Below are 21,395 nucleotides of genomic sequence, written 5' to 3'. Positions count from 1 at the left end.
AAAACTCTTAGAATCACTGATTCTAAGAGTTTTTTTGTTTTCTAAGAAAATATTCTTGATGCGGGGATCAAAAATATACTGCATCTTTTTTCTTTGTGTAATCTGTGCTAAAATTGGAATGATACACATAAATTAAAAAAGAGTATAGGTGGAATTCAATGAAAAAAATTGTCATCAACGGCAATCGTCCCTTAAAAGGTGAAGTCACCATTAGCGGCGCAAAAAACAGTGCAGTCGCATTGATCCCGGCAGCGATCTTAGCTGATTCACCGGTCATTTTAGAAGGAGTGCCCGACATCCAAGATGTGCACTCATTAATTGAGATTATCGAAATCATGGGCGTGAAGACCCATTTTGAAAACAATACGCTAGAGATCGATCCAACCAATATCGTTTCGATCCCGATGCCTAACGGAAAAATCAATAGTCTACGGGCTTCGTATTATTTCATGGGGGCATTATTGGCGAAGTTTGGTGAAGGCGTCGTTGGGTTGCCTGGCGGCTGTTTCTTAGGCCCGCGACCAATCGATTTGCATATCAAAGGCTTCGAAGCACTTGGCGCAAAAGTCACCAACGAGCATGGCGCCATGTATTTGCGTACCGAAGAAGAAGGCTTGACTGGCGAACGGATTTTCTTAGATATGGTCTCCATCGGAGCAACAATCAATGTAATGCTGGCAGCAGTAAGAGCCAAAGGCAAAACGATCATTGAAAATGCTGCACGGGAACCTGAGATCATTGATGTCGCGACCCTTTTAAATAATATGGGAGCGAAAATCAGAGGTGCAGGTACCAATGAAATTCGTATCGAAGGTGTGGAAGAACTGCACGGTTGTCGTCATTCTATTATTCCAGACCGAATCGAAGCAGGAACCTATCTTTCTTTAGCCGCAGCAGCGGGTGAAGGCATTACAGTCAAAAATGTGATTTATGAGCATCTAGAAAGCTACATTGCGAAATTGGAAGAAATCGGTGTGCGAATGGATATCAGCGAAGATGAAATCTATGTGCATCCCTCAAAAGAGTTGAAACCAGCGACTGTGAAAACTTATCCTTATCCGGGATTTGCCACAGACCTGCAACAGCCGATCACACCATTATTGCTAAAAGCAAAGGGAACATCGGAGATTATGGACACGATTTATGCCAAACGGGTCAACCATATTCCTGAATTAGCACGGATGGGCGCACAAGCAACGACAGAAGGCAACATGATTTTTGTCAGCGGACCGAGCCAATTGCACGGAGCAGAAGTTGTCGCTTCTGATTTGCGGGCAGGGGCTTGTCTAGTTATTGCCGGATTGATGGCGACTGGCACGACTAGCGTCTTTAATGTCGAGTACATTTTGCGCGGCTATGATCATATCATCGAAAAACTAACGGCTCTTGGAGCTGATATTCAAATGATAGAGGAGTAATTATGAGCGATTATCTTACGATGGCAGAGTTGGAAAACAAAACCTTAAAAGAGATCTACACCTTTGCCAAAGAGTTTCGAATTCCTTATTACAGCCAAATGAATAAAAAAGAATTGTCATTGGCTGTGATACGGGCGCAGGCGGAAAAACAAGGCTTCTTTTATATGGAAGGAATCTTGGATATCGTAGGCCAAGAAGGCTATGGTTTTTTACGTCCAATCAACTATGGACCGAGTGCAGAAGATATCTATATTTCTTCTTCACAGATTCGTCGGTTTAGTTTGCGTAATGGCGATAAAGTCGCCGGTAAGGCGCGCCCGCCTAAGGAATCTGAACGCTATTATGGATTGATGCACGTTGAGTCTGTTAACGGCAAAGATCCAGAAGATGCCAAAGAGCGCCCGCATTTTCCAGCGCTGACGCCCCTTTATCCGAACCGTCATTTAAAATTAGAAACAACGTCAGGACGTCTTTCGACTCGGATGATCGATATGCTGGCGCCAGTGGGTTTTGGTCAACGGGGACTGATCGTTGCCCCGCCTAAAGCTGGGAAAACCAGTATATTGAAAGAAATTGCCAATGGGATTACGGACAACTATCCTGAGGTGGAATTGATCGTACTTTTGATCGACGAGCGTCCAGAAGAAGTAACTGATCTAGAACGTAGTGTCAAGGGTGACGTGGTTTCTTCAACCTTTGACCTACAGCCTAGCAATCATACCCGTGTTTCAGAATTGGTACTAGAACGGGCGATGCGCTTGGTGGAAGACAAGCGTGATGTCGTGATTTTGATGGATAGTATCACTCGTTTGGCGAGAGCTTATAACTTAGTCGTTCCTCCAAGCGGACGTACACTAAGCGGCGGGATCGATCCAGCTGCTTTGTACAAACCGAAGAAATTCTTTGGCGCTGCCCGCAATATTGAAGAAGGCGGTAGTTTGACGATCCTTGCCACAGCTTTGGTAGATACCGGCAGCCGCATGGATGATGTCATCTATGAAGAGTTTAAAGGAACCGGCAATATGGAGCTGCAGCTTTCTCGCAGCCTCGCAGAACGCCGGGTCTTCCCAGCGATCGACATCAAGAAATCTGGTACCCGTAAAGAAGAATTGCTGATGAGCAGTGAACAATTGGAGGAAACTTGGCGCTTACGCAACAACATGTTGGGGGATTCCTTGGAGTTCACAGAACAATTCATTCAATTCTTGCGCAAAACGAAAAAGAATGAAGAGTTTTTAGCGGCTTTTCATGATGTCCATTTCGGAGACAAGCGGCCAAAAAGAAATATAAAAAGATAATTGCATCTAAAATCCAAACATGGTAAGATAGTCATGTTGTAAAATCGACAAATCAACTCTGGTGAAGCAAATGAGCCAGGGCAAAGGAGAGAAGAAGAAATGAAACAAGATATCCATCCAGATTATCATCCAGTTGTATTCATGGACTCAACTACTGGTTTCAAATTCTTATCAGGTTCTACAAAGAATTCTCAAGAAACTGTTGAGTGGGAAGACGGCAACACGTATCCATTGATCCGTGTCGAAGTAACTTCTGATTCACATCCATTCTACACTGGACGTCAAAAATTCACACAAGCAGACGGACGTGTGGACCGTTTCAACAAAAAATACGGTCTCAAAGACAACAACGCTGCAGAATAAGACAAATAAATGTAAATGTTGTTTCGATAACATTTCTGAGGTTTCCCTTTTACGAGGGAAACCTTTTTTGTTTTTATAGGTAATAGACACTCAACTGCTAAACCGAAAAAAAACATTCAGAATCTGTTACAAACAAAGTAAAAGGACTCAATAAATCTGTAGGCAAGAATGTGGAAATTAGCACTGTAACGAATCCTATCTAGTAATTTTCGAAATGGAGCAATGATCAAGAGTGGTTTGATTTAATCATCGATTATTATTGAATATTCAAACTTCAATTGACATTTATCTTGAATAAAATTATCATTAAATTAATAATATTCCGTTATAAGTTTCTTATTTTTGACTTATTTTATCGAGTTCACACGATTTTTATTGAGAAAAGTAGATAGTTCTCTCTTTAAGAACCAGTTTCTATTCTACATAATTAAAGACCACTCACTAGCTATGCTTTAACGAATCACATCCAAAACAATCAAGAAAGGAAGAGACATGTTTTCATTTAAGAAAAAGAAGGAAGTCATTAATTTCCCAGAACTAAGCAACCATAATGAACGTACATACCCGAAAAAATTGAAAAAGATTGTGGCTCAATTAGAAACCTGTAAATCAGAGGATTTGAATTATATTGCTGAATGTATTTTACAAAAGATGGGATATACCGTCCAAAACATCGATGGTTACAAAGATGGTGGTATTGATGTGTATGCTTTTTCTAATAATAAAAAGGCAATAGCGGTCCAATGTAAAGCCTGGAATCCGCAAAAAACAACGGAGCGGATCAGTAAGCCACTCGTTGCCGCATTTAAAGGGATTTTTCCAGACAAAGGGTTTCCCAATGGGCTTTTCATCACTACACATTTTTTTACAGATCAAGCATTAGAAATAGCCGGTGATAATCTACTGCTGGTTGATAGAAAAAAACTGATTGAGCTTCTTGCACATTTTTATCCAGAGATGATCAGTGAGTTGTTTTATTATAAAACCTTGACGGAATTAGAAGAATGCAAGAGTTGTAAAAATGGGAAGAAGTTGAAACTCTACAATAAGAAGAAGCGCAATTATTACTATATCTGCGAAACGTGCGGTGAGTATAGCTCTTTTAATTATTCGTCATGAGAAAAAGAACAAGAGAATAAGCAATAAAAAACAGACATTCCATTAATGAATGTCTGTTTTTTATTAAGTGAAAACGCCAAAAAAAGGCGGGAACATAGTTTTATTCCTATTTTCTAAAGCTTTGTTTTTCACCCACCCAGTCACTCAATAAACGATCTGTTTCGGATTTGCATGGGCCAAAATAAATTCTTTGAAATTGCTGACTACAGGTGGTAAGTAAGTCTCTTTATTGTAGGCTAAATAAAAGTATCGCTCCCAACTGATGCCATTAAGTTTGATTCGCTTAAGGGGCAAAGAGTCAAGCATCGTCATATTGGGAATGATAGCAATCCCCAATCCTTGACTGACTAGTCCAGCGATCACTTGATCGATCTTGACTTCGTAGGCTACTTGATAGCTGACGTTGTTACGCTGATAAAGGTCATCGATGATTTCACGTAAGGCACTTTTTTTGCTGAAAATAATCTGGGGATATTCTGCTAAGTCGTCCAAAGAGACTTCATCAAATTGTGCGAGAGGATGATCCAACGCGGTGATCACGACAAGTTCTTGACTTGCAATCGGGACGAATTCAATGGTTGGTTCATTGGTGATGTAGGAACAAATACCGAGATCATAGCGCAAGGTTTTTAGTCCTTGGACTGTTTCGGTACTGACGCTATCTGAGTGAAATTCAAATTGAATCTTTTTTTCAGGATTTGCTTCAAGAAATTGTTTAGTGATTTTTGGTACGTAAGATGTACCGAGGACTTGCAAAAAAGCAAAGCTGATATGCCCAAAGCCTTTGCTGATTTTTGTTACTGTATCGATACCTGAATCTAAGTTTTCTAACGTTCGTATAACATGTTCATGGAAAATTTTTCCAGGCTTGGTTAGGATCACATTTCGTCCGTTTTTTTCAAAGAGTTGTACACCTAGCTCATCTTCTAAAAGTGAAATGGCATTACTGAGACTTGGTTGTGTGATGTTGAGCAATTTACTCGAACGTGTATAGTGTTCTTCTCTAGCAAGGATATCAAAATATTTTAAATGCTGAAGATTCATTGAAACCTCCTCTAAAATCCTTCTTTTTTTATCAGTATATCACAAGACTTATATCTTTTATCTATAGATCCATAAAGAAAAAACAATTAGAAGTACGGAGAGGGAAAAGCTATAATAACGGTAATAAACATTGTGAATAAAAACACAATTACTGCGGCCGCTTTTTAGTTCGTGTTTTTATTTCCAGCTGTAAACCAAGTAGTAGTTGTTTACAGACTTTTAAAGGGGGAAATAACATGAGAAACATTCCATTGACGATTAGCTCTTACACATTAGGGACAGAGATTAATTTTGAAGACAGAGTGAAGATCGCGAAAGAGGCAGGATACGACGGGATCGGTTTACGTGCGGAGACCTATATGCTTGCTGTGAAGCAAGGCTATTCTGATGAGCGGATGCTTGAAATTCTTGCAGAACATGACATGAAAGTAACCGAGGTCGAATATATCACCTTGTGGGCTGATCCAAATAAAACGATGGAAACACCGGAAACACTGCTGCAACAATTTAAAGAGCAAACGATCTATCATATGGCACGTTTGTTTGGTGTTGGGCACATCAATTGTGGCTTAATGGAAAAATACCCAGCAGAGGTTCATATCCAAGCCTTTAAAGAACTATGTACACGAGCAAAAGAATTAGTCATTGGGTTAGAATTCATGCCTTATAGCGGTGTTCCTGATCTAGCTAGTGCATGGAATATTGTCAAAGAGGCAGATTGTGAAAATGGGATGCTGATCCTAGATACATGGCACTGGGCGAGAGCCAACATGACAGCAGCTGACTTGGAAGGGGTCCCAGCGGAGAAAGTTGTTTCGATCCAAATTTGTGATGTTTTAGAAAGACGATATCCTGATACGATCTTACGGGATGAGTCGATGCACGATCGCTTATGTCCAGGAACAGGATGGGGTGATACCGAAGGCTTCTTACGGGCACTAAAAGTACACGGCATCAAGCCTCGTGTTGTAGGCACGGAAGTGATTTCTGATCCGATTTTAAGTCAAGGCTATCAAAAAGCAGCAGAGCAAAATTACAAAACGAGTATTGAAGTGATCCAAAACGCATGGCCAGAATTGCTTGCGTAAAAAAAAATCAAATAGAAAAGAGGAAATACGATGAGCGAAAAAATTTCGGGAAAAACGAAGCTCTTAGGATTGATCGGTACACCTGTTGGGCATTCTGGTTCGCCAGCCATGTATAATTATGGCTTTGACCAGCTTGATATCGATGCAGTTTATTTAGCTTTTGACATTAAAGAAGACCAAGTCGCCCAGGCGATCGAGGCATTTCGAACCTTCAAAATGAGTGGAAATGTCACGATGCCTTGCAAGACGGCAGCGGCAGAATACATGGATGAATTGACCCCCGCTGCAAAAATGGTTGGTGCCATCAATACTATCGTCAATGATGAAGGCAAGCTCGTCGGCCATATTACCGATGGTGTCGGCTTTGTTGATAATCTGCAAGCACACGATGTAAAAATGAAAGATCAAAAATTTGTTGTGATCGGAGCTGGTGGAGCTGCCACCGCGATCCAAGTCCAATTGGCGATCGAAGGCGCAGCCTCCATTGCAATTTTCAACATCAAAGATGCATTTTATGAAAAAGGCAAAGAGACCGTTGCTCGCATTAAAGAATATTACCCTGATCTAGTAATTGATATTTATGATCTGACGGATCAAGCGTTACTTGCTGAAAAAATAAAAGGAGCCGATTGTTTAGTGAATGCAACGACTGTTGGAATGGGTGAAGGAAATACAGCGACACCGATTGCAGACACAGAGGTACTGCATGCAGATTTGACGGTGGCTGATGCGATCTATAACCCACCAATGACCCAGTTATTGAAAGATGCCAGCGCAAAAGGGTGTAAGACCGTGGGTGGAAAAGGAATGCTGGTGGGACAAGGAAAAGCCGCCTTTAAACTGTTTACTGGCAAGGAACTGCCTGTCAGAGCAAACTAACTAGGGAACGAGTATCCCTTTCCTACGAAAATTTCCCTGTGGGTATTTCGTAGGAAAGCTGGATGTTCTTTTATAAGGAGCGTACAAATGAGAGCAAAAAAGTATATTTTGTCACTGGCAACTATCTATATGTGTTATTTCACTCATGGGATCCAAGCCATTATTTTAAGCCAAAATGCGACTTATTTTTCGGATAAATGGGGCTATACCGATGCTTCTGCAGGAGCCGCTGCGGTATCGTTGGCCATCACTGCGACCGGATTAGGAAAATTTTTGACCGTCTGGATCGGTGGAGAAATTTCGGATAAAGTGGGACGCAAAAAAATGGCGGTCATGGGGGCTGTTTTGTATACGCTATGCTTTTTAGGTCTGTTACTGACGACGAATATGGTGATCGCGTCTGTCTGTGCCTTTATCGCAGGGGTGGCGACTTCTGGTTTCTGGGATGCTGCATTGTATCCCGCTTCTCAAGAAGCAGCACCGAAATATGCGGCTTCAGCAATGATTGGGATCAAGTTTTTTGTTTCTTTGTCAGGGGTTATCTATCCCTTACTTGTGGTAAATTTCATCGGGTCTGGGAATCAGTCGATGGGGATTATTATTCCATTAGTCCTATCGATCGTCTGCACGATTTTAGCAGCTATCGCGCCATTCGCCTATGATGACATGATGAAAGAAAAAGCGGCAACCGTCGATGGAAAAGAAACGAATGCGGTTCAAGAAGAAGTTGCGGCAATGAAGGCCAGAATGCTTGTTAAGCCGAATATGGTCGTTAACTTCTTCACAATGTTCTTTGGTTTCATCTGTATGTTCATCATGTACGGCGCCCAACAGTATACCAAAGCGTTTGGTTTGACGAATGCTGGTTTGACTGAGATGCAGTCAGCAGGGCTAACATCGATCTATACTTTTGGCTCAATGGTGGCTGTTTTGTTTTGGGCAGTAATGATGGGGAAATTGCGTTGGAATCCCTTAAAAGTCTTGTTTATTGATACGGTATTCATCGCTCTTGCGTTAGGGATGGTATTAGTGATCCAACATGTCGTAGTGATTTATATCAGTATCGCCTTCTTGGGTTTCTTTGCTGCCGGAGGAGCGTTGCAAACTGGGCTAGGGGTACGACAAATGTTTTGCCCTGGACCAAAAGGTCGAAATACCGGGATCTACTATACTTGGATGGGCTTAGCAAGTACCTTTTTACCTTACATCGTTGCTTCCATGACTCGGTCAGTAGGAGAAACGCAAGCGATTTTTATTATGATGGGCTTATTACTCGCAGCTGCGGTTTTAGCGATCGTCATGATGGTTTATTTGTTACTGCAACACAAAAGAGTATTTGGCTACAGCGCATTTGATAAATTAAAGGACTAAACGTCCTGGAGGATAGTGGCCAACCACTTCCTCCTTTTTCGCTTTTGTTAAACGGCGGCTTTCGCGTATCTGGCTGCAGGTTCAAACGGCGTAATTTGTATGGAGGAGAAGAAGAATGGATAGCTTGATTGGCTTATTACTAGTAGTGTCATTTGGTGGCATGGTTTTTTATTGTATCAAAGGATATAACCTGATGATTGGTTTTATCGTTATGGCAACATTATGGGTGTTGTTGCCGCTTATAGGGAATGTCATTTCACCCAATCCGGCATTTGAAAACCTCCCTTTTACCGAGATGCTGGCACAGGTCTATCAACAGGCGCCAGAACGCTGGGGGGCTTCACAAATGAATATTTTTGTAGGAGCATTCTTTGGTAGGATCTTGTTGGAAACGGGCATTGCGGCAACTATCATTCGTAAGAGTGTGGAACTAGGTGGGGATAGCCCAGCGATTATTCTAGTAATTGTCAATTTGATTACCGGCTTTATCTTTTCATCCATGTCAGGTGCCGGATCTGTCATCGCGATCGCCGTGATCGTATTGCCAATTTTATTTTCGATTGGTATTCCTAAAGTCGTGGCATTCTTTAGTTTTTCGGCTTCCGTTGCAGCAGGTGTTTTCTTAAATCCAATCAATTTCACACAGTATCAAGCCTTTTTTGGTAATGTGAATGGTGGGGTTGATTACACCTATAATGATTATTTTTCGTTTGGATTATTGGCTTTCTTTGTGATGATTCTGGTTTCTTCGATTTTTGCTATTGGGTATTTGAGAGTAGAAAGTTTGACCTATGCTTGGGCGGTTGGAGAAGAACCGAAAGTTCAAGACGTTCCTAGTTTGGCGTTACTTACCCCTTTTATACCGGTCGTAGGAGTCATCATCTTTCAATTTCCAGTGATCTTTTGTTTTATTGGTGCGAGTCTTTATGCCTTGTGGATTTGTGGTGTTTTAAAGGATGGGTTTAGAAAAGATTCTCAGATTTTGACACGTATTTTTGCAGATGGGGTCAAAGATACTGCGACCTTAGTTGCCTTTTGGATGACCCTTGCGATGTTCAATGCAGCTGCAACCTTCGCTGCACCTTATTTTGAATCATTGCTAGGAGGAATCATTCCGACGCATCCCTTAGCGCTTTGTTTGCTTTTTGGTTTTTTAGCTCCCTTGACCTGGTTTCGCGGGCCACTTTCTTTGATTGGTTGTGGTGCAGCGTTATTAGCAGTAATCAGCAATCAAACCAATTATCCTGTGACGTTTTTATATCCGTTGTTCATTTCTAATATGATCGGTATGGGTCATTTTGATTTGACCATTTCTTGGAATGCTTGGGGATTAGGCTTCAATAATATCAATACGAAAGATTACATGAAGGTTGCTTTTTTACCAGGAGTCGTCATTTCGCTGGTTCTTGAAATTGCGACGTTCCTGTTATATAGCCCGATTTAAAAAAGTAGGTGAAAAAAATGAGAAGAAGTGTCCGAATTGGCATTGATGTGGGTGGAACTCATACGAAAGCTGTCGCAATCAACAATGACACGCAAGAGGTGATTGGAAAGTCATCTGTAAAAACGACCCACAAAAGTGAGCAAGGGGTTGCAGAAGGTGTAGTGGCCTCTTTTATTAAGTGTTTAGCCGAAAATCAGATCCAGCCAGATGAAGTGGTCTTTGTCGCTCACAGCACAACCCAAGCCACCAATGCACTCTTAGAAGGAGATGTAGCGAAGGTCGGCATTATCAGTACAGCAAAGGGCGGCGTCGAAGGTTGGCTGGCAAAGTGGCAAACGGCATTAAAAGACATTGATTTAGGTACGGGAAGAAGTATTGAAGTCGTTGCTCGCTTTATTCCTAAAAAAGAGCTTTCAGAAGCAACAATCGAAGCGGCATTAGCAGAACTACAACAGGCACAAGCTCAGGTCATCGTGACTTCAGCAGCTTTTGGTGTAGATGATTTACAAACAGAAGAAAGAATCGCTGAAGTAGCCAAACGAAAGGGCATCGAAGTAACCTTGGCGTCGGAGATGACCAAACTATATGGGTTATCCCGGAGAACCCGTACCGCAGCAATCAATGCATCGATTTTGCCAACGATGCTGGAAACGGCAAATTCAACAGAAAATAGTGTTCGCCAAGCAGGTGTGGATGTACCACTGATGATCATGCGGGGCGATGGCGGGTTGATGGAAATTGTTGAAATGAAAAAACGACCGGTGCTAACGATGCTTTCTGGTCCAGCAGCCAGCGTGATGGGAGCATTGATGTATCTGCGAACGTCGAACGGTATTTATTTTGAAGTAGGGGGAACTTCTACGAATCTTGGCGTGATCAAAAATGGTCGGCCAGTCATCGATTACTCAGAGATTGCAGGCCATAAGACGTATGTCAATTCATTAGATGTTCGCGTCCTAGGTGTGGCTGGCGGCAGTATGGTTCGAGTGAACAAAAAAGGCGTGATAGACGTCGGCCCAAGAAGTGCCCATATCGCTGGGTTAGAATATAGTACGTATCTGCCAGAAGAAGAGATCGTTGCACCAGAACTGGAGCTTTATGCGCCAAAAGAAGGTGACCCAGCAGATTATGTTGCAATCAAACTTGCTAACGGGAAACGAATTACGATCACGAATTCTTGTGCAGCGAATGTCTTAGGATATGTCACAAAGGATGATTTTTCCTATGGCAATGCCCATTCGGCCAGAAAAGCCATGCAGCCTTTAGCGAAGTACTTAGAAACGACGGTGGAGGATGTCGCACAGCAAATATTGGATCAAGCAGTCCAAAAAATAGCACCTGTGATTCAATCTTTTGCCCGCAAGTATCAATTAGAGCCTAACCAAATGACTTTAGTAGGTGTAGGAGGAGGCGTCTCTTCACTGATCAAACATGCAGCGAAACAATTGTCGTTGAATTATAAAATACCTGAAAATGCTGAAGTGATTTCATCGATCGGTGTGGCGTTATCCGTCGTTCAAGACGTGGTGGAACGAATTGTCCCGAATCCAACAAAAGCGGATATTGCAGCAATCAAGCAAGAAGCAGCTACTTTGGCGATCGAGAGTGGGGCAACGCCTGATAGTATTGAAGTCTATATTGAAATCGATCCTCAGACGCAAAAAATTACTGCGCGAGCCTCCGGTGCCACAGCTGCTCAAGCCGCTGAGCGTCAAAACCAAATTAACCGTGAAGAAGCGCAAGACATTGCCTATGCTGAGCTGCAAGTTGCTAAAGAAAACGTGGTTTCTTGTGCTACAAGTGAACATTTTTATGTTTATGGCGCAGCGACAAAAAAAGGCGATCGTGTTTGTGTCATTGATCATCGAGGCTTTATTCGCGTGCAAAGAGACCATGCAGATGTCGTGAAAACGACGATCCAAAGTTATAGTGAACAAATCGCTCGTCTTTGGGAAAGTATGGCGAACTACCAAAGTGATCTAGTCATCCGGCCAGATTTTTATATTTGTGCTGGACCGCGTCTCTTTGATTTTAGTTCGACAGATTATACCCAATTGATGATGTTGATCGATATTGAATTAAGTCAGTTGATTGGTACAGAAGAGATTATTATTATTGCTGCGAACCGCTTGCAGTAGGCCAAGGAAGGAATGAGATCCGTGAAAGTAGAAGAATTTTGCCAACAATTTTTACACCTATGGTCTCAAGCAACCAATCCTCACCTGCAGCTGTTCAAACAAGACCCCCTTCACGCCAAAGTTGATCCTGCGCAGGCAGAGTCCTTTATTGAAACTGCTAAAAGCATAGGTAAGCAAGAAGCCCGCTGGTATCGAGAGCATCCTCAAGAATTGCAAGGAATCATTGATTCATTAAAGATCAATGAACTGCCTGAAGCGCAAGCGCAACAGGAGCGCTATACCTTTGCTGTCTATAAAAAAACAGATCATATTATGATTGATCGCAATTTCTTGGCGCAAGCGCAGCATTTTATCGAAGCACAGCAATTAAGCCGATTACTTCCTGCGACGACACTTACGGAATTGGTTTTCATGCATGAAGTGTTTCATGTATTGGAATATCGTAAAAATCTCTGGACCATTCAAAGACAACTGCACTATCAGATAGGTTTTTTGAAAAAACAGGCACGTCTCTATTCCTTGAGTGAGATCGCTGCTGCATCTTTTGTACAGACGTTTTATCAGCTGGAAAATTCCCCTACATTGCTTGCTAGCTGCATAATCTATTGTAAAAATCCTGAGCTCGCTCAAGCGCTCGTTACGACTGCGTTAAAGGAACAAACCATTCACAGAAGCTATTGATCAATGGAAAAAAAGAATTAGTTTCTCTGCTCATATCAAGGTATATTGTTAGTGAAGAATATAACAATATTAGAGGTGGTATAAATGATGGAGCAATCTTGGTTGAATCTTAAGAATGAAGTCGTAGTTATTACTGGCGCTTTAGGTGGTATGGGGAAAAAAATCGCACAGGACTTTGCTGATCAAGGCGCACAACTTGCATTAGTTGATTTGCATGAGGAAAACCTTGCCAACTATGCTGTACAGCTAGCAGATCAATTCGGTGTGAAAGTAAACAGTTATGTCTGCAATTCGACGATCGAAGCGCAGGTAGATGCATTGGCAGAAAAGGTCAAAGAAGATTTTGGCCGCATTGATGTTTTGGTAAACACAGCGGCTATTTTGAAATTTTCATTGCTTGAAGATCTACCATTTGAAGAATGGAAACAAGTGATCGACGTCAACTTAAACGGCTACTTCTTGGTTTCTCAAAGAATCGGGCGAGTGATGATCGCACAAAAATCAGGGCGGATGGTGCATGTCTCAACGATCGCCTCAATCAGCCCTGAAACATATTCTGGTGCGTATAGCCCAAGTAAGGCTGGAGTTAATATGATGTCGAAACAAATGGCTGCAGAGTGGGGGCAGTACGGCCTTCGCAGCAATTGTGTCTTGCCATGCTTTGTGAAGACACCTTTATCCGCAAGCTTTTATGCAGACCCAGAAGTTGAAGAGGGGCGGAAACGTTTAACTGCCAATAAGCGAATCGGCGATGTGCAAGACATTGCTAATGCAGTCCTTTACTTAGCCAGCGAACGTTCCGATTATACGAACGGGCACGAATTACGTGTTGAAGGCGGTTTTGGGATCATGATGGGGGATCAAGTACCAAAACCTGGTGGGCGTAAACAGTATGCCATCAATTCTCGGCCGGAAAACCAAAAATAAATGGGGAAATGAAGTAAGTAATAACTGAACAGGGGAGACACTCATCTTTTCGACTTGTCCGAAAAAGATGGGTGTATTTCGTGATGCCTTAATACATGCGGTCTGACGAAGCAAGCTATTTGAAAGGAACTGATTTTTATGAAAAAAGAATTATTTGAACCGATCAAACTATCTTCTGGCGTTGAACTTAAAAATCGACTCGTTATGGCACCTATGACAACTCAATCTGCTTTTTACGATGGTGAAATAACGGAGGAGATCATTGAATACTATCGCTGTCGTGCCGGTGCAGCTGCGGCAGTGATCGTAGAAAGCTGCTTTATCGAAGAACATGGGCGTGGGTTTCCGGGAGCACTCGGGGTAGATACAGACAAGAAAATTGCTGGGCTCACTAGATTAGCAAAAGCCATCAAAGAAAAAGGCTCAAAAGCGATCCTGCAAATTTATCATGCTGGACGAATGGCATGGCCTGAGTACAATGGTGGAGTACAACCGATTTGCGCAAGTCCCGTCGCAGCGTTACGACCAAACGCACCTGTTCCGAAAGAAATGAGTAATGATGAGATCCTAACGATGATTCAACGATTTGGAGACGCGACTAGGCGTGCCATCAAAGCTGGTTACGATGGCGTGGAGATACATGGTGCGAATACCTTTTTGATCCAACAATTTTTCTCGCCTCACTCAAATCGCAGAAACGACTATTGGGGAGGCAGTCTGGAAAAAAGAGCGCACTTTCCATTAGCCGTATTAAAAGAAGTACAGCGGATCCGTCAAGAAGAATCGGTTGAAGACTTTGTTATCGGTTATCGTTTTTCGCCAGAAGAAATGGAAAAGCCTGGGATTTGTTTTGAAGAAACGATGTACTTGTTGAATCAACTAGCGAAAAGCAAGCCAGAGTACCTTCATTTTTCAATGGGAACGTACCAACGAAGCTCTATTATTGATAACGAGAGCAGCGAGCCATTAATTGTGAAGTTTTTAACAATGCGTTCGCCTGAACTTTCGACTATTCCGATTATAGGAGTGGGCTCTATCTTGCAACGAGAAGACGCAGAAGCAGCACTGAAAATTGGCTACGATTTGCTTGCCATCGGGAAAGGATTTTTAGTCGAACCTAATTGGGTTCAGATGATCGCCGAGAAGAAAGTTGTTCGTCATTTTGCTCTTAGTCATGCGCAAAGTGAGTTGAAAATCCCAACACCATTGTGGCAGTTTATGGAAGATATGGTCATTGATCCAGAAGAGGAGAAACAAAAGCATGAACGCTTGAAAGAACTCCAAAAGCGGAAAGTCGCTTACCAACCAGGGACTTATCTTGTACAAGCCCAAGGACACAATAGTCCGATTGAAATGCAAGTGACTTTTTCAAAGGAAACGATTGAAAAGATTACGATTGATAAAGGCAATGAATCTGAAGGTTTATCTGATTTAGTCTTTACGAGAATTCCGGCACAGATCATTGAAGGACAAACGCTGAATGTCGATGCTGTTTCTGGTGCTTCTGCTTCCAGTCAAGGGGTGATCGCAGGGGTGGAAGAAGCGGTAAAACTTGCAGGCGCCGATGTAGAGGTCCTCAAAGCACGGCCAAAGCCAGTCGTGGCTTGGTCAGAAGAAGTGGTTGAAGAAGCAGTTGATGTAGTGATCATTGGCTCAGGCGCCGCTGGGCTTGCTGCTGCATTGCGAGCGGATCAGTTAGAACGAAAGGTCATCTTACTGGAAAAATTAAGTTTTGTGGGTGGAGCGATCTCTATTAGTGGTGGAAACCAAATCGTGACTGGTTCGAAACTACAACAGATTGCTGGTGTAAAAGATGATACACCGACAGCAATGGTGGCTGATTTTCTGGAAAACGGGAATGGGCTGAACGATCGAAACCTTTTGACCCTTTTCGCTGAGAACGTAGGAGAAACCACAGATTGGGTCCATGAATACTTAGGTGTAGCCTACGATATGGAGCAAGGGCTGCACGTCCTACCAGAATATCAAAAAAATCGCGAACTTGCTTATCAAGGGGGCGGCGCTGGATTTGCCCAGACCGTCCGTAAAACACTACAGAATAGTGGGGTTCAGGTCTTGCTCCAAACGAAAGCCCAACAGCTACTAGTAGATGATCAAAATAATGTCATAGGCGTCAAAGCCGTCGAAGAATCAGGGAAAACTCATATGATCTATGCCCCAACGGTCATTATGACAACCGGTGGCTATGGGAATAATGCCTCCTTACTCAAGGAAAGATTCAAGCAAATTTTGTATTATGGACCAAAATCTGCCACCGGCGATGGTCTGTTGATGGCAACCATTCCTGCTTTAAAGGCACAAACGCGAGCGATGGATCAAGGAAAAATCTATCCCAATGGATTGGAAATTTCTCAAGGGGTGGCGAAATCAACGATTGGTGGCAATCTGATCGTGTTGAAAGAAAACGGTATTCTAGTGAATCAATTTGGAAAGCGGGTAGTAAATGAGCGAGCTAGCAATAAGCTAGTATTAGAAGCATTATTAAGACAACGCTCGCCAATGCTTTATTTATTGCTAGACGGCAAACACTTTGAGCATTTCAGCCAAGGTGTAGCAGAAGGCGGAATCACCAGTGAAGAGCTGGCTTGTTGGATTGCGCAAGAAGGAAAGGCCACACCTCGTATTCTTAAAGCTGCCACGTTAGAACAGTTAGCCATCAAAGCGCAGATGCCTGTAGAACAACTGATCGAAACAGTGGATAATTTTAACTACTGGGTAGCGCAAGGAAGCGACGAAGAGTTTCACCGTGCACCTGAATACTTGCAAGAACCGATTGGTGCAGGTCCCTATTATCTTATCGAACAAAAGCCTCGGTTTGCGACTACGCTAGGTGGGTTAGCGGTCAATCGTTCGTTGCAAGTTTTGAATCAGCAAAACCAGCCCATTAAAGGGCTCTATGCTGCAGGTGAAGTTGTGGGAGGCGTCATGGGATCAGACTCTCCATCAGGTGCCAATAATGCCTGGGCATTGACTTCTGGGAAATTAGCAGCAGAAGCTGTTTGGGAAATGACGAAAAGACCGAAAAAAGCGTAGAATCCGCTTTTTCGCTTTATTGCTAAATTGAGAAACCAGCGTCGATGACGGATCAGCTAGGAGAATCCTTCTATAATTCTCTTTCAGAAATTTGGCTAGAATCAGAGCGATTTAGGTCGTTTCTCTAGATAATCAAATCAGCAAAAAAACCAGAACGATCCTTTCGGGGGTTCTGGTTTTTTCGTGTGATTTTAACAAACTTGTCGTTTACGACTGATTGGTCGCCTGTAGCCACTGTCAATCTACTTTGCAAAAAAACATAAGTGGTACATCGTTCTACCTCGGACTTGGAAGAGTGATCGGCGAACGCACGGCATCCACAAAGGTTGCTGCGAAGATGGGGACGATATCACCGACATCAAAGGTGCATATGTTGCTTTCGCTAGACTTGATAAAGAGCAAAAGAACAGCGATTTGTTTGAAGGTGGACACAAATTGTGTGTGTCTAATAGCTTCTAAATCGGGTGTAATGACTAAAACAGCCTCGTTTGTTTCGGTAGGTTCGTAGCCATCTCCCCGTGTTTTTGACAACTTAAAGTGTATTTGAATAGAAGAAAACGTAAGAAATGGCAATCAAGCAAACCAACAATAAACCAGAGAGTGACAGAAAAAGCAGCATGATTCGTTTCTTCTTCAATCCAAGTACAAGTATCACTACATTCAATAGAAAGAAAACAAGTAAAATCGCTAAATATTCCATAACTGGTCCTCTTTTACGTTTTTATTTATCTTACCAGAGATTGCTTGCTTTTCCTAGCCAGTTTTTGTCTTTAAGGGGATAAATATTTACAGTATATCAGTGACGTGATTGCTCAAATAAAAAGCGACTGAGCAATTTTACAATTATCGAAAAGAAAAAGAGCACCAATCATTAGAGGATGCGTCTTCAATGATTGATGTCTATAAGGGCTTCTTGCTTGTTCTACGAACCCGTAGAAATATAATTCTTCAAACCTACTCGCCAAAAGAAGAAGGCGGGAAAGGCAAAGAGCAGACAAACCAACGGTGATAAGATCCACCAAGGATTAGTTACCCGACCAATGACATACAAGAATGGATAATACTGAAACCAAGCCATCGGCACGACGTAGGTCAACAAACGCAAGACGTGTTTTCCGTAGATACTAAATGGGTAGCGGCCAAATTCTCGGGCACCATCGGTAAAAATATTCATAAATTCAAGTCCTTGGATCGTAAAGAAGGAAATGGCGGCATACACTAAGAACAATAGGGCGAAAAAGAGGGCGCCGCAGACGATCATTAGAAAAAGAGTCAGGACATTTCCAAAATGCCAAGTAATTCCACTATTGGGAATCGCATAAGCAAACAACAGCAAGGCTTGAATAAAACGACCGAGACGAGAGAACTCCATTTTGGAAGCTAAGACTTGAAAGATCAAGGAGCGAGGGCGCACGAGTGCCCGATCGAACTCGCCATTACTGATCATTTGTGGAAAAAGATCGAACCCGCGAAAGAAGCATTCCGCAATCGAAAAGGCAAACAAAACCGTCGCAAAGGAAAGCAAGACTTCTTCAAAGGTGAAGCCATCCACTTGATGAAACCGGGTAAACATAAACCAAATGCCTAAAAAAGCAGTAAAGGAACCTAGAAATTGTCCCAAAGCAGTTAACACAAAGGAAACTTTATATTGCATCTGACTTTTGAGATGAATACAAAAATAATGCCAATAAACCATATTCCTTAACCTCCTTGCACAACGACACGCTTGAGTGCCTGCTGCAGCCAAATTTTTCCGATCACGATCAAAAGTACGAGCCAAAACGCTTGTAAGAGCAATGCTGAAACAAGCGCAAAGCCAGTCAGATCCCCGTTGTAAATTCGCAGCGGGACGTTTTGCATGGAAGCAAAAGGCAATAGTTCCACGAATTGGCGAAAAGGCTGTGGAAAGAAAGGCAGAGGAATGACCCCGCCAGCTAAAAATTCACCGATGGAGCTGATGACGATCCGCACCCCGATGGAGGATAATGTGTAAAAAGTCGAGATATAGACCAGCTGCGACATAGCGATCACTACACCTAAACTCAGCGCCATAGACAAAAGAAACAAGAACAGGGCAACGATGTTTGCTGGCAGAATCAAGCGATAAGGTGCTGGCAGTAAAAAGGCAATCACAAAAATCGGTCCGCAACGCAAGACGGCTTTTGCTAAGCGATTGGCAGCCGATTGGCAAAACCAGCGATTGTATAGATCCATCGGCCGCACAAGTTCGTAGGCGATCGTCCCTGTGGTGATGGTATTGAAAATTTCTGCCTCAAAGAACCACAACATAAATAAAGACAAGAAGGCTTGCTGGAGCCAAACATAGGAGACGGTTTGTTGAAAGGTCATGGGAAAGGCACTAGGATCTGCTTGGTAAAAGGCGTGGAATGCCAGAATTTCCATCAAGCCCCAAGCTAGTTGCGTAGCCATCCCGGCAATTGCCGCCGAGCGGTATTGCAAGGTATTGATAAAGCGAATGCGGAAAAATGCCTGATACTTCCTCATATTTGATACTCCTGATACAGCTTAGCGACCATTTCTTCGGCGGTGATACTGGCAACGGCCAAATCGGTGATCTCGACTTGATTGCTGAGCAGACTGAGCAGCTGAGCGACCGACACTTCTTTGGGATCAAGTTTCAGAACAAGGCGACCAACGTCTTTTTGAAGCAGCTGGACGTTTTCTGGCAGATGAGGTTCATTCCCTTGATAGTCGATCTCCAGCGTTTTGACATCAGAAAAACGATGCTTTAGTTCATCGAGGCGACCATCCAGCAAAATTTGCCCTTTGCCGATCAACAGAATTCGCTGTGTCAGCGCCTCGATATCTTGCATATCGTGGGTCGTTAGGATGACTGTGGTGCCTTTTTCTTGGTTTCTTTTTTTAATAAACTGACGCACGGCAATCTTTGATACAGCATCTAAACCGATGGTGGGTTCATCAAGAAATAAGATTTTGGGGTCATGGAGTAAGGAGGCGGCGATCTCACAGCGCATACGCTGACCGAGACTCAAGGACCGAGCAGGGGTTTTTAAGATCTCACCTAAATCTAGTAAGGTGACTAATTCTTCTAGGTTGCGCTGATAACTAGCAGCGTCGACTTTGTAGATATCACGGATCAAATCAAAGCTGTCATTGACGGGGACATCCCACCAGAGTTGACTGCGCTGCCCGAAGACGACGCCGATGTCTTTGACATGTTGAATACGTTCTTGCCAAGGCGTACGACCATTGATGTGACAAATGCCTTGATCAGGGGTCAAAATCCCGCACATGATTTTTATGGTGGTACTTTTTCCAGCACCATTAGGCCCGATGTAGCCAACCATTTCGCCTTCATTGATGGTAAAGCTGATGTCTTGCAACGCATGGACGGTGGTGGTTTCACGAGAAAGAAATGCTTTGGCTGCTTGGCGAAAGCCGCTTTTTCGCTTGGACACTTGGAAGGTCTTGCTGAGGTGTTCTACTTGGATCATTTGGATTCACTCACTTTCTTTTGACAAACGCGACAAAAAGAGCATTCGAAATCGAATACTCGCAACGAGTTGGTCCAAACGAACATGGTTGGGGCAGCGGTTCGTCAGCCAAACAAAAGTAGGAACAGTGTAGCATAAGAGAGCGCTTTTTTCAAACACTACTTATATTTTTTTGAGGGCAGCGAAAGAAAAAACGTGGTTTGTTGGATAAAATACGCAAAATAACTGTTTTTATTTTTTATTTGTTGTAAATACTGAGGAAACTCAGTATCATTAGAAACAAGCCGATAGCGGCTAAGTAGTTTCTGGATATATGGGGAACCAAGTGATGGACTGTGTCATGATTTGTCGTAACCCAATCCTGCAAAATGCAATGAGCAAACGATGGAGGAGAGCATGAAAGCAGTAAAGAACTTATTTATTTTGATTGGCTTATTCTTACTAAGTCAAGTAGGGATGACCGTATTCAGTGTGGTAAAAATCTATTATTTGGAAGCAGGAGAGCCGAGGATTCCTGCGATGATGAGCTACGGGTTGATTGCCTTGCTTTTGGCAAACATTGGCCTACTGATGTATTTGGCTCGGAAGCTAGGACTTGCCACCTTTGACTTTGGGTGGTCAACGAAGCGCAACTGGCTATGGATCATCGGTGGTTTTGTTTTAGGTCGAGTCGTTGCTGTTGGTGGTACCATGTATCTGCAGCATATATCCGATCAAGAGGCGACCGCGAATGATGCATTGTTAGGGGAACTGTTTACAGGCGAAAATCCGCTTTTGATCTTCCTATTGATCGCTGTGGCGGCGCCAATCATGGAAGAAATCGTTTTCCGTGGTGGGTTTATCGGCCTTTTATTCAAGAAATACCCGATAGTCGGGATCATTTCAAGTGTAGCCGTTTTTAGTATCATCCATTCCGTCACCAACCTGGTCGAGTTTTTGATCTACGGTGCTATGGGGCTGATCATGGCGTTGATTTATGTAAAAACCAAGCGCTTAGAAACAGCCATCGCCATGCATTTTCTCAATAACGCCTTGGCGGCGATCGCAATGATCTTGCTAGGATAAGAAGTCAGCAAAAAACCACCGATCAAAACG

17 protein-coding genes are annotated in these 21,395 nt (G+C 42.9%); 13 read left to right on the top strand and 4 right to left on the bottom strand.

The genetic code is table 11. From position 1 onward, the window contains the following. The first annotated feature begins 158 nt into the window (after nucleotides 1–158). From IGJ12_RS13770 to IGJ12_RS13755, 4 genes are all read left to right on the top strand, one after another. Nucleotides 159–1,418, top strand: a complete 1,260-nt coding sequence (locus IGJ12_RS13770) for a UDP-N-acetylglucosamine 1-carboxyvinyltransferase (protein WP_005233977.1) — start codon at nucleotides 159–161, stop codon at nucleotides 1,416–1,418. Between the two features lie 2 nt (nucleotides 1,419–1,420). Further along, nucleotides 1,421–2,716 (top strand): transcription termination factor Rho, encoded by a 1,296-nt coding sequence (gene rho, locus IGJ12_RS13765; protein WP_005233978.1) that lies wholly within the window; start codon nucleotides 1,421–1,423, stop codon nucleotides 2,714–2,716. A 99-nt stretch (nucleotides 2,717–2,815) separates the two neighbouring features. Beyond that, entirely contained in the window at nucleotides 2,816–3,079 is a 264-nt protein-coding gene (locus tag IGJ12_RS13760; protein WP_008380527.1) for a type B 50S ribosomal protein L31, read from the top strand. Nucleotides 3,080–3,571: 492 nt separating this feature from the next. After that, nucleotides 3,572–4,198, top strand: a complete 627-nt coding sequence (locus IGJ12_RS13755) for a restriction endonuclease (RefSeq protein ID WP_016621684.1) — start codon at nucleotides 3,572–3,574, stop codon at nucleotides 4,196–4,198. A gap of 144 nt (nucleotides 4,199–4,342) precedes the next feature. Here the strand turns inward: IGJ12_RS13755 and IGJ12_RS13750 are convergent, their stop codons facing one another. Continuing rightward, nucleotides 4,343–5,242, bottom strand: a complete 900-nt coding sequence (locus tag IGJ12_RS13750; protein ID WP_005234023.1) for a LysR family transcriptional regulator — start codon at nucleotides 5,240–5,242, stop codon at nucleotides 4,343–4,345. Nucleotides 5,243–5,478: 236 nt separating this feature from the next. On the opposite strand from IGJ12_RS13750, the gene IGJ12_RS13745 reads away from it, so the two are divergent. From IGJ12_RS13745 to IGJ12_RS13710, 8 genes are all read left to right on the top strand, one after another. Beyond that, complete coding sequence (locus IGJ12_RS13745; RefSeq protein WP_086298059.1) at nucleotides 5,479–6,330, top strand: sugar phosphate isomerase/epimerase family protein; 852 nt, start codon at nucleotides 5,479–5,481, stop codon at nucleotides 6,328–6,330. Nucleotides 6,331–6,360: 30 nt separating this feature from the next. Then, nucleotides 6,361–7,209: a shikimate dehydrogenase gene (gene aroE, locus IGJ12_RS13740; protein WP_008380533.1), complete on the top strand. Its 849-nt coding sequence runs from the start codon at nucleotides 6,361–6,363 to the stop codon at nucleotides 7,207–7,209. A gap of 87 nt (nucleotides 7,210–7,296) precedes the next feature. Beyond that, nucleotides 7,297–8,580: an MFS transporter gene (locus IGJ12_RS13735; protein ID WP_086298056.1), complete on the top strand. Its 1,284-nt coding sequence runs from the start codon at nucleotides 7,297–7,299 to the stop codon at nucleotides 8,578–8,580. Nucleotides 8,581–8,695: 115 nt separating this feature from the next. Next, nucleotides 8,696–10,024, top strand: coding sequence for a hypothetical protein (locus tag IGJ12_RS13730; RefSeq protein ID WP_005234027.1), 1,329 nt, complete (start codon nucleotides 8,696–8,698; stop codon nucleotides 10,022–10,024). Nucleotides 10,025–10,041: 17 nt separating this feature from the next. Then, a complete protein-coding gene (locus IGJ12_RS13725) occupies nucleotides 10,042–12,162 on the top strand; it encodes a hydantoinase/oxoprolinase family protein (protein ID WP_086298053.1) in 2,121 nt (706 codons plus the stop codon). 12 nt (nucleotides 12,163–12,174) lie between these two features. After that, complete coding sequence (locus tag IGJ12_RS13720) at nucleotides 12,175–12,843, top strand: hypothetical protein (protein ID WP_086298051.1); 669 nt, start codon at nucleotides 12,175–12,177, stop codon at nucleotides 12,841–12,843. Nucleotides 12,844–12,930: 87 nt separating this feature from the next. Continuing rightward, nucleotides 12,931–13,770 carry an SDR family NAD(P)-dependent oxidoreductase gene (locus tag IGJ12_RS13715; RefSeq protein ID WP_034878349.1) on the top strand — a complete coding sequence of 280 codons (840 nt, stop codon included), beginning with the start codon at nucleotides 12,931–12,933 and terminating at the stop codon, nucleotides 13,768–13,770. A 138-nt stretch (nucleotides 13,771–13,908) separates the two neighbouring features. Beyond that, the gene (locus IGJ12_RS13710; RefSeq protein WP_420694323.1) at nucleotides 13,909–16,824 is read left to right on the top strand and encodes an FAD-dependent oxidoreductase; all 2,916 of its coding nucleotides are present in this window, start codon (nucleotides 13,909–13,911) and stop codon (nucleotides 16,822–16,824) included. Between the two features lie 922 nt (nucleotides 16,825–17,746). Here the strand turns inward: IGJ12_RS13710 and IGJ12_RS13705 are convergent. The 3 genes from IGJ12_RS13705 to IGJ12_RS13695 are packed head-to-tail and all read right to left on the bottom strand — an operon-like array spanning nucleotide 17,747 to nucleotide 20,300. Next, nucleotides 17,747–18,520, bottom strand: coding sequence for an ABC transporter permease (locus tag IGJ12_RS13705; protein WP_086298045.1), 774 nt, complete (start codon nucleotides 18,518–18,520; stop codon nucleotides 17,747–17,749). Between the two features lie 5 nt (nucleotides 18,521–18,525). Further along, complete coding sequence (locus tag IGJ12_RS13700) at nucleotides 18,526–19,329, bottom strand: ABC transporter permease (RefSeq protein WP_016621669.1); 804 nt, start codon at nucleotides 19,327–19,329, stop codon at nucleotides 18,526–18,528. Continuing rightward, entirely contained in the window at nucleotides 19,326–20,300 is a 975-nt protein-coding gene (locus tag IGJ12_RS13695; RefSeq protein ID WP_005234036.1) for an ABC transporter ATP-binding protein, read from the bottom strand. Before IGJ12_RS13695 ends, IGJ12_RS13700 begins: the two co-directional genes overlap by 4 nt. 396 nt (nucleotides 20,301–20,696) lie before the next feature. Between IGJ12_RS13695 and IGJ12_RS13690 the strand changes: the two genes are divergently transcribed. Beyond that, nucleotides 20,697–21,365: a CPBP family intramembrane glutamic endopeptidase gene (locus IGJ12_RS13690; RefSeq protein ID WP_034872126.1), complete on the top strand. Its 669-nt coding sequence runs from the start codon at nucleotides 20,697–20,699 to the stop codon at nucleotides 21,363–21,365. The last annotated feature ends 30 nt before the right edge of the window (nucleotides 21,366–21,395 follow it).

Source organism: Enterococcus sp. DIV0802b, assembly GCF_050543535.1.
Taxonomy (GTDB): Bacteria; Bacillota; Bacilli; order Lactobacillales; family Enterococcaceae; genus Enterococcus_D; species Enterococcus_D entomosocium.
This window is presented reverse-complemented; position numbering and strand designations above follow the sequence as displayed.

Excerpts from the sequence above, each read along its gene's own strand:
- IGJ12_RS13760 (WP_008380527.1), top strand. The coding sequence starts at position 2,816 with ATGAAACAAGATATCCATCCAGATTATCATCCAGTTGTATTCATGGAC.
- IGJ12_RS13690 (WP_034872126.1), top strand. The coding sequence starts at position 20,697 with ATGAAAGCAGTAAAGAACTTATTTATTTTGATTGGCTTATTCTTACTA.
- IGJ12_RS13770 (WP_005233977.1), top strand. The coding sequence starts at position 159 with ATGAAAAAAATTGTCATCAACGGCAATCGTCCCTTAAAAGGTGAAGTC.
- IGJ12_RS13730 (WP_005234027.1), top strand. The coding sequence starts at position 8,696 with ATGGATAGCTTGATTGGCTTATTACTAGTAGTGTCATTTGGTGGCATG.
- IGJ12_RS13720 (WP_086298051.1), top strand. The coding sequence starts at position 12,175 with ATGAGATCCGTGAAAGTAGAAGAATTTTGCCAACAATTTTTACACCTA.
- rho (WP_005233978.1), top strand. The coding sequence starts at position 1,421 with ATGAGCGATTATCTTACGATGGCAGAGTTGGAAAACAAAACCTTAAAA.
- IGJ12_RS13725 (WP_086298053.1), top strand. The coding sequence starts at position 10,042 with ATGAGAAGAAGTGTCCGAATTGGCATTGATGTGGGTGGAACTCATACG.
- IGJ12_RS13715 (WP_034878349.1), top strand. The coding sequence starts at position 12,931 with ATGGAGCAATCTTGGTTGAATCTTAAGAATGAAGTCGTAGTTATTACT.
- IGJ12_RS13745 (WP_086298059.1), top strand. The coding sequence starts at position 5,479 with ATGAGAAACATTCCATTGACGATTAGCTCTTACACATTAGGGACAGAG.
- IGJ12_RS13710 (WP_420694323.1), top strand. The coding sequence starts at position 13,909 with ATGAAAAAAGAATTATTTGAACCGATCAAACTATCTTCTGGCGTTGAA.
- IGJ12_RS13750 (WP_005234023.1), bottom strand. The coding sequence starts at position 5,242 with ATGAATCTTCAGCATTTAAAATATTTTGATATCCTTGCTAGAGAAGAA.
- IGJ12_RS13705 (WP_086298045.1), bottom strand. The coding sequence starts at position 18,520 with ATGGTTTATTGGCATTATTTTTGTATTCATCTCAAAAGTCAGATGCAA.
- aroE (WP_008380533.1), top strand. The coding sequence starts at position 6,361 with ATGAGCGAAAAAATTTCGGGAAAAACGAAGCTCTTAGGATTGATCGGT.
- IGJ12_RS13755 (WP_016621684.1), top strand. The coding sequence starts at position 3,572 with ATGTTTTCATTTAAGAAAAAGAAGGAAGTCATTAATTTCCCAGAACTA.
- IGJ12_RS13735 (WP_086298056.1), top strand. The coding sequence starts at position 7,297 with ATGAGAGCAAAAAAGTATATTTTGTCACTGGCAACTATCTATATGTGT.
- IGJ12_RS13695 (WP_005234036.1), bottom strand. The coding sequence starts at position 20,300 with ATGATCCAAGTAGAACACCTCAGCAAGACCTTCCAAGTGTCCAAGCGA.
- IGJ12_RS13700 (WP_016621669.1), bottom strand. The coding sequence starts at position 19,329 with ATGAGGAAGTATCAGGCATTTTTCCGCATTCGCTTTATCAATACCTTG.